13 protein-coding genes are annotated in these 13,167 nt (G+C 67.9%); 10 read left to right on the top strand and 3 right to left on the bottom strand.

The window, feature by feature from the left end; genetic code table 11:
- Position 1 precedes the first annotated feature (1 nt).
- From J2853_RS25600 to dprA, 4 genes are all read left to right on the top strand, one after another.
- A complete protein-coding gene (locus tag J2853_RS25600; protein ID WP_089208053.1) occupies positions 2–325 on the top strand; it encodes a DUF2469 domain-containing protein in 324 nt (107 codons plus the stop codon).
- A gap of 379 nt (positions 326–704) precedes the next feature.
- On the top strand, positions 705–1,058 hold the full coding sequence (locus J2853_RS25595; RefSeq protein WP_307562151.1) for a YraN family protein: 354 nt from the start codon (positions 705–707) through the stop codon (positions 1,056–1,058).
- Between the two features lie 63 nt (positions 1,059–1,121).
- Positions 1,122–2,837 (top strand): YifB family Mg chelatase-like AAA ATPase, encoded by a 1,716-nt coding sequence (locus J2853_RS25590; protein WP_307562149.1) that lies wholly within the window; start codon positions 1,122–1,124, stop codon positions 2,835–2,837.
- On the top strand, positions 2,831–4,015 hold the full coding sequence (gene dprA / locus J2853_RS25585) for a DNA-processing protein DprA (protein WP_307562147.1): 1,185 nt from the start codon (positions 2,831–2,833) through the stop codon (positions 4,013–4,015). The genes J2853_RS25590 and dprA overlap by 7 nt, the downstream gene beginning before the upstream one ends.
- 283 nt (positions 4,016–4,298) lie before the next feature.
- On the opposite strand, the gene J2853_RS25580 is transcribed toward dprA, so the two are convergent.
- Positions 4,299–4,835 (bottom strand): murein hydrolase activator EnvC family protein, encoded by a 537-nt coding sequence (locus J2853_RS25580; RefSeq protein WP_307562144.1) that lies wholly within the window; start codon positions 4,833–4,835, stop codon positions 4,299–4,301.
- Between the two features lie 203 nt (positions 4,836–5,038).
- Positions 5,039–6,286, bottom strand: a complete 1,248-nt coding sequence (locus tag J2853_RS25575; RefSeq protein WP_307562142.1) for an MFS transporter — start codon at positions 6,284–6,286, stop codon at positions 5,039–5,041.
- Between the two features lie 103 nt (positions 6,287–6,389).
- Between J2853_RS25575 and J2853_RS25570 the strand changes: the two genes are divergently transcribed.
- The 6 genes from J2853_RS25570 to J2853_RS25545 all read left to right on the top strand — a co-directional run bounded on the left by J2853_RS25570 (position 6,390) and on the right by J2853_RS25545 (position 11,790).
- The gene (locus J2853_RS25570; RefSeq protein WP_307562141.1) at positions 6,390–7,025 is read left to right on the top strand and encodes an ArsR/SmtB family transcription factor; all 636 of its coding nucleotides are present in this window, start codon (positions 6,390–6,392) and stop codon (positions 7,023–7,025) included.
- 237 nt (positions 7,026–7,262) lie between these two features.
- Positions 7,263–8,249, top strand: a complete 987-nt coding sequence (rpsB, locus tag J2853_RS25565; protein ID WP_307562139.1) for a 30S ribosomal protein S2 — start codon at positions 7,263–7,265, stop codon at positions 8,247–8,249.
- Positions 8,250–8,401: 152 nt separating this feature from the next.
- Positions 8,402–9,235 (top strand): translation elongation factor Ts, encoded by an 834-nt coding sequence (gene tsf / locus J2853_RS25560; protein ID WP_307562137.1) that lies wholly within the window; start codon positions 8,402–8,404, stop codon positions 9,233–9,235.
- A gap of 119 nt (positions 9,236–9,354) precedes the next feature.
- A complete protein-coding gene (gene pyrH, locus J2853_RS25555) occupies positions 9,355–10,053 on the top strand; it encodes a UMP kinase (protein ID WP_307562135.1) in 699 nt (232 codons plus the stop codon).
- A 275-nt stretch (positions 10,054–10,328) separates the two neighbouring features.
- Complete coding sequence (frr, locus tag J2853_RS25550) at positions 10,329–10,886, top strand: ribosome recycling factor (protein ID WP_307562133.1); 558 nt, start codon at positions 10,329–10,331, stop codon at positions 10,884–10,886.
- Between the two features lie 124 nt (positions 10,887–11,010).
- Positions 11,011–11,790 (top strand): phosphatidate cytidylyltransferase, encoded by a 780-nt coding sequence (locus J2853_RS25545; RefSeq protein ID WP_307562131.1) that lies wholly within the window; start codon positions 11,011–11,013, stop codon positions 11,788–11,790.
- A gap of 284 nt (positions 11,791–12,074) precedes the next feature.
- On the opposite strand, the gene J2853_RS25540 is transcribed toward J2853_RS25545, so the two are convergent.
- The gene (locus tag J2853_RS25540; protein WP_307562129.1) at positions 12,075–13,157 is read right to left on the bottom strand and encodes a suppressor of fused domain protein; all 1,083 of its coding nucleotides are present in this window, start codon (positions 13,155–13,157) and stop codon (positions 12,075–12,077) included.
- Positions 13,158–13,167: the final 10 nt, after the last annotated feature.

Raw genomic sequence — 13,167 nt, 5'->3', positions numbered from 1 at the left:
TATGAGCGCAGAGGATCTCGAGAAGTACGAAACCGAGATGGAGCTGCAGCTTTACCGTGAGTACCGTGACGTCGTCGGTTTGTTCACCTATGTGGTGGAGACCGAACGGCGCTTCTATCTCACCAACTCCGTCGACCTGGATGTCCGCACGGCCGAGAACGGTGACGTGTTCTTCGATGTGAAGATGCAGGACGCCTGGGTCTGGGACATGTACCGGCCCGCGAGGTTCGTGAAGAACGTGCGCGTGGTCACCTTCAAGGACGTGAACGTCGAGGAGCTCGCCAAGCCGGACCTGCAGATGCCCAAGGAAGGCTTCTCCGGCTGAGGCGCTCCCCGCGAGTTCCCGTGTTCCGCTTGATGAGCTTGATGAGCTTGATGAGCTTGATGAGCGCCGCCCGGGGGGTCGCTCCGTCGGTGTCCCTGTTTCCGCCCTTCTGTACGCACTGTTCCTGTGCGGTTTCTCTGCGTGGTCAAGAGGGTCGCGGGCCGGGCGAGGGGCGCCGGGGCGTGTGAGGGATGCCCGAGGGGTTGCTCAGGCCGTCTGAGGGGGCGGCGCTGCGAGCTCCGTTCGGCGCGCGGCGCCCGCGGCGGGCCTGAGAGTTGTCCACAGGAGTGGTTTCTGATCACTGTGTGTCCACAGAGCCGGATTCGGCTCCTCGGGACCACGGTGAGCTGAGCGAAGGTCTGGAACCGGAGGTGGTTCCATGGCCGCGAAGGATGAGCTCGGCAAGCACGGTGAGCAGGTCGCCGTCGACTATCTGCTGGCACATGACATGCAGATCCTGGATCGCAACTGGCGGTGCCCGGACGGAGAGATCGACGTCGTCGCCCGCGAGGGGCTGACGCTCGTCGTGGTGGAGGTGAAGACCAGGTCCGGCCGCACCCACGGCACCGCCTTCGAAGCGGTGACCGAGGCGAAACTCGCCCGCCTGCGCAGGCTCGCGGGCAGATGGCTGGGAGAGCAGTCCGAGAGGTTCGACGCGGTCCGCGTCGACGTCATCGCGCTGGAGCGGTTCGCCGGAGATTTTGTCATCCGTCATGAGCGGGGGATGAGCTAGATGCCTCCACAGACGTCTCCCGGACTGTCCTGGATCATCCGCCGCGTCCGGGAGGTGGCGTGAGTGGCCGTCGCCCGCACACACTGCGTCGCCCTGGTCGGGGTGACGGGCCACCTCGTCGAGGTCGAGGCCGACGTCGGCAACGGCATGGCCGGTCTCCATCTCACCGGCATGCTGGACACCGCGCTGAGCGAGGCACGGGACCGGGTCCGCTCGGCCGTGGTCAACAGCCGTCACCCATGGCCCGACGCGCGGATCACCGTCAGCCTGTTTCCCGCCAGCCTGCCCAAGCGAGGAAGCATGTTCGACGTCGCGATCGCCGTGGCCTTGCTGGCGGCGGCCGGGGTCGTGCCCATCGCCAGGGTCGCCGAGCCGTTCTTCCTGGGCGAGCTCGGTCTCGACGGTTCGGTGAGACCGGTGCGAGGCGTGCTCCCCGCCGTGCTGGCGGCCGTCGCCGCCGGTGCCCGCACCGTCGTCGTCCCCGCGCGCAACGCCGCCGAGGCCGGTCTCGTGCCGGATGTGACCGTGATCCCGGCCACCACCCTGGGGCGGTTGGTGAGCTGGCTTCGGAGCGACGATCCGATCGACGCGCCGCCGGTCGGAGATCCGCCCGCCGAAGAACCCCGCTCTGGCGGCGTACGGGACGGTGCGCGGCCGATCGCTTCCGGCGTGCCCGGATTTCCCGGATCCTCGGACGGGCCGGGATCTCTCGCCGATTCCGGATTCTCCGCCGGTCCCGGAGCTTTCGCGGGGCCTGGCGCCGCCGCGAGACGCGGGGCCGCCGCGGGGTCCGGAGCCTCCGCGGGGGCCGGCGGGACACTCCCCGACCTGGGAGACGTGGCGGGCCAGCCTCTCGCCCGCCACGCGCTGGAGGTCTGTGCCGCAGGCGGACACAACCTTTGGATGCTGGGTCCTCCCGGCACCGGCAAGACAATGCTCGCCGAACGGCTGCCCACCCTGCTTCCGTCCCTGAAGCTTGATCAGGCGCTTGAGGTGACCGCGATCCACTCGGTCGCCGGGGTGCTGCCCCTGGACCGCCCGCTGCTGATCCGTCCCCCTTTCATGGCACCTCACCACACCGCGAGCGTCGCGTCCATCATCGGCGGGGGCGGAGGGGTGATCCGTCCCGGCGCGGTCTCGCTCGCTCACAGGGGAGTCCTGTTCCTTGATGAGGCTCCCGAATATCCGATGTCCGTGCTCGACTCACTCAGGCAGCCTCTGGAGTCGGGCCGGGTGACGGTCTCCAGAGCGCTGGGTTCGGTCACGTTTCCCGCCCGGTTCATGCTGGTTCTGGCCGCGAACAAGTGCCCGTGCGGGCAGTCGTCCGTTGCCGGAGACCCGTGCAGGTGCACCCCCACGGTCCGGCGCCGCTACCTGGGCAGACTCTCCGGTCCGTTGCTGGACCGCGTGGACGTCAAGGTCAGCCTTCACCGGTCGACCAGGCGCGAGCTCCTCGCCGACCGCCGGTTCATCGAGCCGAGCCGGGTGGTGGCCGAGAGGGTGCTGCTCGCACGTGAGCGTGCCGCCAAGCGATTGGCGAACACCCCGTGGCGGTGCAACGCGGAGGTGTCCACCCGCGCGCTCCACACCGAATATCGGCCACCGTCCAAGGCGATGTCCCCCCTCCTGCAGCAACTGGACAGCGGCCGGCTGAGCGCCCGCGGGCTCGACCGGGTGCTCAAGGTGGCCTGGACCCTGGCCGACCTCGGGGGCAAGAAGGAGCCAGAGCTCCACGAGACCAACGCGGCACTCGGACTGTGGCTGGGGGAGGAATGGTGAGCGACAGGCTCGCACGGGTCACGTTGATGCGGCTGGCCGAGCCGGGAGACGCCGTGATGGGCAGGCTCGTAGCCTCCTACGGTCCGGAGGCCGCCGTCGGGCAGATCCGTGAGAGGGCCTTGGATCCGGAGTTCACCCGGTGGTTCGTGAGCTCCCATCGCAGGGGTGCGGCCGGATCGCAGGATGCGCAGCCCCTGGCCAGGCTCGCCCGGATGCTCGGCTCCTGGTCGGCCCGGCTGGAGACGGCCGACGCCGCCAGAGACCTGGCCGAGGGCGAGTGGGGAGGGGCCAGGCTGGTGATTCCGGGAGATCCCGGGTGGCCGACCCAACTGGACGACCTGGGAGACTCCCGGCCCCATGCCCTCTGGCTCCACGGCGAGGCCGACCTGCGATTCTCCTGTCTCCGGTCCGTCGCGGTCGTCGGTTCGCGAGCCGCCACCCCGTACGGCACGCATGTCGCGGCGGAGTTCGGAGCGGGACTGGGCGAGCGAAGGTGGACGGTTGTTTCGGGCGGCGCATACGGGGTGGACGGGGCGGCTCACCGAGGTGTCCTCGCGGGGGAGACACCGACGGTCGTCGTGCTCGCCTGCGGCACCGACGTCGCCTATCCCAGCGCGCATCATCAGCTGTTCGCGGCCGTGCGTTCGCAGGGTGTGCTGGTGAGCGAGTGCCCGATGGGCGCCCACCCGACCAGGCCGCGGTTCCTGGTCCGCAACCGGCTCATCGCCGCGCTGTCGCGGGGCACCGTGGTCATCGAGGCGGCCGTGCGCAGCGGGGCGCTCAACACCGCGGGGCACGCGATCGCGTTGAACCGCCATCTGGCCGCCGTGCCGGGGCCGGTGACCTCGGAGACCTCGGCCGGATGCCATCGGCTGATCCGCCAGGGAACGGCCACCTGCGTCACCACCCCGGAAGAGATGATCGAGCTCGTCGGCGCGATGGGCGCCGATCTGGCTCCCGAGCCGCGTGGCCCGGTGCTTCCCCGCGACGAACTGGATGCGGAGACCCGCCGGGTCCTTGAGGCGGTGCCCGCCCGGATCGGGGCGGGTCCGGCGACGATCGCGATGAACGCGGGCGTCGGTCTGGAGACGGCGCTCTCCTGCCTTGGTGGCCTGGCCGCCGCCGGATACGTGGAGCGTGGTTCCCGGGGCTGGCGTCTGCGTCCCGAGAGCCCGTGAATTCTCAGGTCAGGGCCGCGTGCACATGACGACCGGCCGCAGGCGAGGCCGGTTATGGACAGGGCCGGTTATGGACAGGGCCGGTTATGGACAGGGCCGGTCATAGGTACAACCGGTCATAGACACAGCCGGTCACAGGCAGGGCTGGTCGTAGATACGGCCGGTCATGGGCGGGACTGATCGCAGGCAGGGCCGGTTGTAGGTACGGCCGGTCATGGGCGGGGCTGGTCGTAGGCAGGGCAGGTTGAGGGTCAGGACCGGTCACAGACACGGCGGGTGAGAGTCAGCGCCAGGTGGGGAGCAGCCTGACCTGGCCGTGGCCCAGCAGGAGCAACGGGTCGAGATACAGGTGTTCGCGGAGCAGGCCCCAGTGCAGGCAACCTGCAGGGCAGTGCCCGCCCACATCTTGCACGACGCCGATCACCTCGCCCCCGCTCACCGCCTGGCCACGCCGTACCGATGGCTGGACGGGAAGGTAGGTCGTCCGCAGGCCGTTGGCGTGGAGCACGGTGACCACGCCCCGCTGGGCGAGCGGACCGGCGTAGCCGATGATCCCCGGCCCCGCGGCCCGGACCTCCGTACCGGGCGTCGCGGCGAGATCGACTCCCCGGTGCCCGCTCAGCCACGGCTGCGGCGGTGGTGCGAAGCCCCGGATCACCCGGGGACGCCCGGCGATCGGCCACTCCCAGCGGGCGGAGGGCTCGGGTGCCCTCTCGTGGCTCATCTCGCCGGTCATGGTGCGCGGTGCCGTGGTTCCCGGCATGGCGAACAGCAGCATGGACAGCAGGACTCGTATCCCGGAGGTGCGAAGGGAGTTCACGCATCTGAGGATGGAGACTCGCGTTGAGGCCCAAGGGGGCCGAGCGGGATTCTGTGGACAGACGACATGGGGTGTGGACATCCAACGGTGAAACCGGAGGGCGACCGACCGCCGCGATCATCGTGCTTCTCGTGTGGAGATGTGGCGAAGCGGGTCGCGATCATCGTGCTTCTTGTGTGGAGATGTGGCGAAGCGGGTCGCGATCATCGTGCTTCTTGTGTGGAGAAGTGGCGGAGCGGGGAGAGCCAGATCCACGGGATCGTGAGCAGGATTCCGGCCGTGCAGATCCACAGCACCGGGCGTAGACCCAGCAGGCTGCCGAGCAGCCCGCCGGCGAGGCCGCCGAAGGTGAGAACACCCTGGATCATGAAGGTCAGCGTGGCGTTGACCCGGCCCCTCAGCTCGGTGGGGGTCTCGCGGAGGGTGATGGCGCCCATGCAGACGGAGAAGCACACGACGGCCATACCGCTGATCAGCGCGCTGGCGGACAGGAGCAGGAACTTGCCCCACACCGGACCGGAGGCGAGCGCCGCGGTCACGAAGTCGATCGGGAACAGCAGCACGGAGTAGGCCAGCATCCGGTTCTCACCGAACCTCTTGACCAGGCGAGAGATGACGGCCGCGCCGAGCAGGCCGCCGACGCCGAAGAAGGCGGTGAGCGCGCCGACCAGTCCCGCGGGCAGGTCGATCACGTTGAGGGCGTAGAGCACGAACAGCGCCATGTACACGCTGCCGAAGAAGTTGATCGTGATTCCGCAGCCGCAGAGCGCGCGGAGCGCCGGATGCCGGACCACCGCGTGCAGACCTTCGCGGATCTCGATCCACATGCCGCGCGGGGGAGCGGGTGTGTGGATCTCCGGCGCCGCGATTCTCCGGATCAGGAACGCCGAGACCAGGAACGACACCGCGTCGGCCAGGAGAGCGAACGGCGCCGTGATCAACTGGACGAGAAGTCCGGCGAGTCCGGGGCCGCCGACGCTGGCGAGGGCGAAGGCCGACTGGAAGCCCGCGAGCGCCTCGGTCCGCTGGCTCTCGTGGACCACCGTGACCAGGTGCGGGAAGTTGAACGCCCGGAAGATCACGGAGCAGGCGCCGACGACGAACGCCATCGCGATCAGCCACGGCACGGTCAGCAGCCCGGCGATCCAGGCCACGGGGATCGTGGCCATGGCCACGGCCGAGATCACCTCGCAGGCGACCATGACCGGCCGGTGCCGTCTCATCCGGTCGGCGACGGCACCCGCCTGAAGCCCGATCAGCAGGTAGGGCAGCGAGGTCACGGCGGTGAGTACGCCCATCTGGAGGGGGGAGGCGCCGAGCAGGATCGCGGCGGTCAGCGGAATCGCCAGCCGGGAGACCTCGGCACCGGTCTCGGAGACGGCGCGGGCGGAGAGCAGCAGCCGGTAGTCGCGCTGCTTCTTGAGGGGGGCCGGTTGGAACAAGGGGATCACGACGCCTTCCGGGGAACCTGAAGGGAATGCTTCACAGTTATGAAGATAATCCTTCATAATTATGAAGGCAATGCTTCAGACCTGAAATGGGTACGGTTTACGCATGACCGAGGCACGGAGACCGCTCACCGACCCCACGGCGATGCGCGCGCTGGCGCACCCCGCGAGGCTCGCGATCCTGGCCCGGCTCCATGAGGGTCCCTGCACGGCGACCGAGGTCGCCGAGGTCGTCGGGATCACGCCGAGCGCGGCCAGCTACCACCTGCGCATGCTCGCCAAATACGGCTTCGTCGAGGACGCGCCCGCGCGCGGTGACGGCAGGGAGCGTCTGTGGCGCCACAACACCATGAGCTTGACCGTCAGCCCCGAGCCGGACGACCTCCCGGAGGTGCGCAGCGCCAAGGAGTTGCTGATCAAGGTTTGGCGCGATCAGGCGGCGAGTGAGGCGACCCGGGCACTGGAGAACTACGACAGGGAGTCCCCGGAGTGGCGTGAGGCTTCGGCCTTCACCAGCACGACCCTGCTGGTCGACGCCGAGGAGATGAAGTGGCTGTCCGAGCGGATCGACGAGCTGCTCGGCCCCTATCGGAGCAGTGTCAGGGACCGGGACCAGATTCCGGCCGGGGCGCGGATCGCCGAGGCGCAGGTGAACCTCTTCGCCCGCGTCGTGCGCCGGCCGCACGGGCTGCCCGAGGAGGGGTCGCACAGGGTCGCCCGGAGCGGGGCCGGAGACGGATAAGGGTGACCTGACGCGCTGAGGTCACCGAGGTCAAGGTAAGGCCCGTTAACGGGTAGACTTTTCGATGGCCTGTACTCATGGGCCGACTTCGCATGCCCCGTCAAGAACCGCGGTCCCTCGGTCCGGGTGAGAACCCGGCTGGATCCGGTTCGGGGTATCAGGGCGACAACCGCAGGCTGTCGCGTCAAACCGAGAACAGCGCCCAGTGATGGGCGCCCCGACCTGGAGGACAATCACATGTCCACCCCCGTCGTCACCATGCGACAGCTGCTCGAAAGCGGCGTTCACTTCGGTCACCAGACTCGTCGCTGGAACCCGAAGATGAAGCGTTTCATCTTCACCGAGCGCAACGGCATCTACATCATCGACCTGCAGAAGTCGCTGGCCTTCATCGACCGGGCCTACGACTTCGTCAAGGAGACCGTCGCGCACGGCGGCACGATCATGTTCATCGGCACGAAGAAGCAGGCCCAGGAGGCCATCGCCGAGCAGGCCGCGCGCGTCGGCATGCCGTACGTCAACCAGCGCTGGCTGGGTGGCATGCTCACCAACTTCTCCACCGTGCACAAGAGGCTCCAGCGCCTGAAGGAGCTCGAGGAGGTCGACTTCGACAACGTGGCCGCCTCGGGGCTCACGAAGAAGGAGCTCCTCATGCGCCGCCGCGAGAAGGAGAAGCTGGAGCGCACCCTCGGCGGTATCCGCGACATGTCCCGGATCCCCAGCGCGGTGTGGATCGTCGACACCAAGAAGGAGCACATCGGGATCAGCGAGGCCCGCAAGCTTCACATCCCGGTCGTCGCGATCCTCGACACCAACTGTGACCCGGACGAGGTCGACTACCCGATCCCGGGTAACGACGACGCCATCCGCGCCGTCGGTCTGCTGACCCGCGTCGTCGCCGACGCCGTCGCGGCCGGCCTCATGGCCCGCGCCGGTGCCAACCGCGGCGACGACAAGCCGGCCGTCGCCGGTGGCGCCGAGCCGCTGGCCGAGTGGGAGCAGGAGCTGCTGACCGGCAGCACCGAGAACGCCCCCGCCGACGCCGCTCCGGCCGCCGAGGCGGAGGCTGCTCCGGCCGCCGAGGCCGAGGTCGAGGAGGCCCCCGAGGCCCCCGAGACTGCCGAAGCCGCTCCGGCCGCCGAGGCCGCCGAGGCCGCTGAGGCCGCTGAGGCCGCTGAGGCCGACGAGGCCAAGCCCGCCGACAAGACCGACGAGCAGGCGTAGTTCGGTCGTTCCCTCTCGTGCGGCCTGGCCGTACGATCCGCAAGGCCCTTCCGGGTGGGTGTCCTCATGCGAGGACACCCACCTGATCCACCCAGCTACCTGATCTCGTGCCGACTTCTGAGATCAGTGATGATCCCGACGAGGAAAAGACAATGGCTTCCGTGAACATGGCCGACGTGAAGCGGCTTCGTGAGCTGACCGCCGCCGGCATGATGGACTGCAAGAAGGCTCTTGAGGAGTCCGAGGGCGACTTCGACCGCGCCGTCGAGATCCTGCGGCTCAAGGGCGCCAAGGACGTTGGCAAGCGCGAGGCTCGCACCGCCTCCAACGGACTGGTCGCCCTGAAGCAGGACGGCGACTCCGCCGCCGCGCTGCTCGAGCTCAACTGTGAGACCGACTTCGTCGCCAAGGGCGAGCGTTTCCAGGAGCTCGCAGCTCAGGTGGTCGCGCACATCCTGGCCACCAAGCCGGCCGACGTGCCCGCACTGCTCGACTCCGAACTCGACGGCAGCAGCGTCAAGGTGCACCTTGACGAGGCCAACGTCGCGCTCGGTGAGAAGATCGAGATCCGTCGCTTCGCGGTGCTCGAGGGCGGCTACATCGGCGCCTACATGCACAAGACCGACCCCCAGCTTCCCCCGGCGGTCGGCGTTCTCGTGCAGCTCGACACCCCGAACGCAGAGGTCGCCAAGGACATCGCGCAGCACGCCGCCGCGATGGCCCCGAAGTACCTCAGCTCCGCCGAGGTCCCCGCCGACGTCATCCAGAAGGAGCGCGCGCTCTTCGAGGAGATGACCCGGGAGGAGGGCAAGCCCGAGGCCGCCATCGGTAAGATCGTCGATGGACGTATCAACGGCTGGTACAGGGACTTCACCCTGCTCGAGCAGGCTTTCGTGAAGGACAACAAGAAGTCCATCGCGAAGTTCGCCGATGACAACGGTGTCAAGGTTCAGGCCTTCGTCCGCTTCAAGGTCGGCCAGGCTTAAATCTTGACCCAGCTCCCAGTAGAGCACTAAACGAGGAGGCCGCCGCCGTGCAGGAGAACCAGGAACCCGCTACGTCGGCGGTTTCGTCGTATTCGGACCCGCTTCGCTGGAAGCGGGTCATGCTGAAGCTGTCCGGCGAGGCTTTCGCCGGAGGTGAGCCGCAGGGCATCGATCCGGGTGTCGTGGGCCATCTCGCCGACTCGATCGCCGAGGCCGTCCGCAAGGGCGTGCAGGTCTCGGTCGTGGTCGGGGGCGGCAACATGTTCCGGGGCGCCGCCCTGTCCGAAAGCGGCATGGACCGCGCCAGGGCCGACTACATGGGAATGCTCGGCACGGTCATCAACTGCCTGGCTCTCCAGGACTTCCTGGAGAAGCGGGGCATCGACACCCGAGTGCAGACCGCCATCACGATGCAGCAGGTGGCTGAGCCCTTCCTGCCCCGCCGCGCCATCCGCCACCTTGAGAAGGGGCGAGTGGTCATCTTCGGGGCGGGGCTCGGGTCGCCGTTCTTCTCCACCGACACCTGCGCCGCGCAGCGCGCGCTGGAGATCGGTGCCGAGGCGCTACTCAAGGGCACCCAGGTGGACGGCGTCTATGACGCGGACCCCCGGAAGAACCCCGACGCCGTTCGATTCGATCACCTCGAATATGGTGAGGTGTTGACCCGTGGCCTCGGTGTCATGGATGCCACCGCCATCAGTCTGTGCATGGACAACAGCCTGCCCATCGTGGTCTTCGACCTCATGGGCGAGGGCAACATTCTGCGGGCGGTGCGCGGTGAGAAGATCGGCACGCTGGTGAGTCCGGCAGGGAAATAGGGAGCGAGCCTGACGTAGCGAGCGGAGTGGTGCGCGACGTAGGAGCGTCCCGCGAAGTGAGTGAGGCAGGGGAGTGACCCAAAGGTGGAGAGCGAGCCTGACGTAGCGAGCGGAGTGGTGCGCGACGTAGGAGCGTCCCGCGAAGTGAGTGAGGCAGGGGAGTGACCCAAAGGTGGAGAGCGAGCCTGACGTAGCGAGCGGAGTGGTGCGCGACGTAGGAGCGTCCCGCGAAGTGAGCGAGGAATGGTGAGTGACCGAGAAGACAGGGAGCCGCTGTGATCGACGAAACCCTCCTCGAAGCCGAGGACAAGATGGACAAGGCAGTGTCGGTGGCGAAGGACGACTTCGCAGGTATCCGCACGGGCCGTGTCACCCCGTCGATGTTCAACAAGATCAGTGCTGAGTACTACGGGACACCCACCCCCATTCAGCAACTGGCCTCGTTCCACGTCCCCGAGGCTCGCATGGTCATCATCCAGCCCTTCGACAAGAGCTCGATGGCCGCGATCGAGAAGGCGATCCGCAACTCGGACCTCGGTGTCAACCCGGGCAACGACGGTGTGGTCATCCGTGTGGCCTTCCCCGAGCTGTCGGAGGAGCGCCGCAAGGAGTACATCAAGGTTGCCCGCAACAAGGCGGAGCAGTCCAAGGTCTCCGTTCGCAACATCCGCCGTCACGCCAAGGAGACCCTCGACAAGATGGTCAAGGACAGCGAGGTCGGTGAAGACGAGGTGCGTCGTGCGGAGAAGGAGCTCGACGACCTCACTCAGAAGCATGTCGCCAAGATTGACGAGCTGCTCAAGCACAAGGAATCCGAGCTGCTCGAAGTCTGAGCCATGGTCCTTGTCCCGCGTGAAAGTCCGCGCGGGACAAGGACTTTGTGTATGAAAGTAGGACGCCTTGGAACCCGCGGCGGGTAGCAGCCGTACTGGCAGGAACCTTCCCGTTGCGATAGCGGTGGGCGCTGCCCTGGGGGCGGTCGTCATCGCTTCCCTCTACTTCGTAAAGGTGCTTTTCCTCGCCGTGGTGATCGTGGCGGTGGGAATCGGCGTGACGGAGCTGGTCCGGTCGTTCGCGGACAGGGGGATCAACATTCCGTTGGTTCCCACCCTCGTGGGGATGACCGCCATGATCGGCGGGGCCTATTGGGGCGGGACTCCGTGGCTGCTTGGCAGCTTCGCGATGACGGTGCTCGTGCTGATGATCTGGAGAATGCTCCGGGGCACCGAAGACTACGTCCGCGACGTCACCGCGACCATCCTGGTCATGGTCTATCCCTCGCTGCTCGCCGGGTTCGCGGCACTGCTGCTCGCCGACCCCGGCGACCAGGGCAGGCGGGGCGCCGACATGGTGCTCATCTTCATCGCCACCACGGTCGCGAGCGACATCGGCGGATATTTCGCCGGGATCTCCCTCGGCAAGCACAAGATGTCCGCGGTGATCAGCCCGAAGAAGACCTGGGAGGGTTTCGCCGGATCGGCACTGGCCTGCATGGCGGTGGGCGGCTGGCTGGTGGCCTGGCGACTGGAGGAAGACGTCTGGAAGGGCGTGCTGATCGGTGCGGTCGTGGTGGTCTTCGCCACGCTCGGCGACCTGATCGAATCGGCGATCAAACGGGACCTCGGGGTCAAGGACATGAGCAGCGTGCTGCCGGGCCACGGCGGCATGATGGATCGCCTCGACTCCCTGGTCGTCGCACTGATCCCGGTCTGGGTGCTACTCACCTTGCTCGTTTGACGTCCTCCCCGGCTGTGAAAACCGGGGATTCCAGCACCCGGCCTTTCAGCCGGGTCTGTTGGTTCGCGGTTCATTGGCCCGGGCAACCCCGAAGCCTCCCCGCGCAGACACGGCATGCCCTGCCGCGTTCAAACATGTCCCGCTTGGCTATCGCGGAACACCCAACTGTACCGATCCTGACCCACACACCAAGAGAAAACAACAAGAAGCGCTTCCTCCCCGCCCCGAGGGGCGGGGCATCCGCTCTGGATGTCCGGTGAGCTGAGCAGAGTGGCGGAGACCGTTCACCCCGCGCGTGTGAGCCGGGCGGCGGACAGCCGGGGGACCAGCGCGCCGTACCCCTCCGCCGTGACCAGGCGCAGTTCGTCGGCGGTGATCGGGATCAGCCAGAGCCACTGCACGGCGTCACCGCCGAAGGTGAAGCCCGACAGGTCGGGTAGCCCCGGCAGCCCGGTCAGCATCATGACGCCGCTGTAGGCGGATCCGAGGGGGAAGGTCTCCGGCCGGTGATACCACTTGGCGGTGTGGCCGTGGCCCAGCCAGGTGACCGAATGCCACGGATACTGTCCCAGCCAGAGGAACAGCCGGGCCGCGTCGCGTGCGTCGCCGGGGGAGGCGACGGCGAGTTCCACCCGGGCGTAGGCCTCCGGTCTGTCGATGTACTGCTCCACGGTGGGCATCCGCTGGCAGCTCATCCCGACCGTGGACAGGATCGTGTGGTCCCGTCCCCGTTCCGGGGGGCGCTCGGTGATGCCCACCGTGGGAAGCCGGTCGCCTCCGGCGTCCCAGAATCTTCCGGCGGTCCCGACCTTGCGGTCCAGATGGCCCATCACGAACTGCTGGAACGAGGCCCAGGCGCCGTTGCCGCCGCGCCACTGCCAGTAGGCCTGAGCCTTGGCCAGCCGGGAGGCCAGACCGTCGTAAGCCTCCTCCAGCGACCAGGCGAACGGCGATTCGCCCACCGCGTCACGGGAGTAGCCCGGCATGCCTCTGCTCATGTCCGCCCAGCCAGGAATGACCGCGAGTAGCTCGTCGTTCTCGTACAGGGCGACGCCGTCGCCCTCCTCGAACCACAGCGGTCGCAGCGCGCCCAGCGGGGGCCTGCCGTCGGGGTGCCGGGTGTTCGCCCGGGGCACCACCGGGGGCAGTCCGGAGTCCGTGCGCTCCAGGTCGATCTCGGCCGGGGCGGGGCCGTGATTGGCAAGCCAGGCCGCTCCGTGCACCATGCCTCCAGACCCGCACAGGTAAGCTACCGAGGAAGTCTCGTCGCGTTCGACCACCAGGGTGCGGCTCCCGTAGGGATTGACGTCGGTGAGCATGATCTCGACGTCGTCTCCCCGCTCTCCTGCGGGGCGGATTGTCGCCATACCTCCGGAC

Origin of the sequence: Streptosporangium lutulentum, from assembly GCF_030811455.1 — a bacterium.
GTDB lineage: Bacteria > Actinomycetota > Actinomycetes > Streptosporangiales > Streptosporangiaceae > Streptosporangium > Streptosporangium lutulentum.
Note: the sequence above shows the minus strand (reverse complement) of the source record. Positions and strands in the feature narration are given on the sequence as shown.

Bases quoted from the DNA above. Each gene is read 5' to 3' on its own strand.
- rpsB (WP_307562139.1), top strand. From the start codon at position 7,263: ATGTCCACCCCCGTCGTCACCATGCGACAGCTGCTCGAAAGCGGCGTT.
- J2853_RS25595 (WP_307562151.1), top strand. From the start codon at position 705: ATGGCCGCGAAGGATGAGCTCGGCAAGCACGGTGAGCAGGTCGCCGTC.
- J2853_RS25540 (WP_307562129.1), bottom strand. From the start codon at position 13,157: ATGGCGACAATCCGCCCCGCAGGAGAGCGGGGAGACGACGTCGAGATC.
- tsf (WP_307562137.1), top strand. From the start codon at position 8,402: ATGGCTTCCGTGAACATGGCCGACGTGAAGCGGCTTCGTGAGCTGACC.
- dprA (WP_307562147.1), top strand. From the start codon at position 2,831: ATGGTGAGCGACAGGCTCGCACGGGTCACGTTGATGCGGCTGGCCGAG.
- J2853_RS25600 (WP_089208053.1), top strand. From the start codon at position 2: ATGAGCGCAGAGGATCTCGAGAAGTACGAAACCGAGATGGAGCTGCAG.
- J2853_RS25570 (WP_307562141.1), top strand. From the start codon at position 6,390: ATGACCGAGGCACGGAGACCGCTCACCGACCCCACGGCGATGCGCGCG.
- pyrH (WP_307562135.1), top strand. From the start codon at position 9,355: ATGCTGAAGCTGTCCGGCGAGGCTTTCGCCGGAGGTGAGCCGCAGGGC.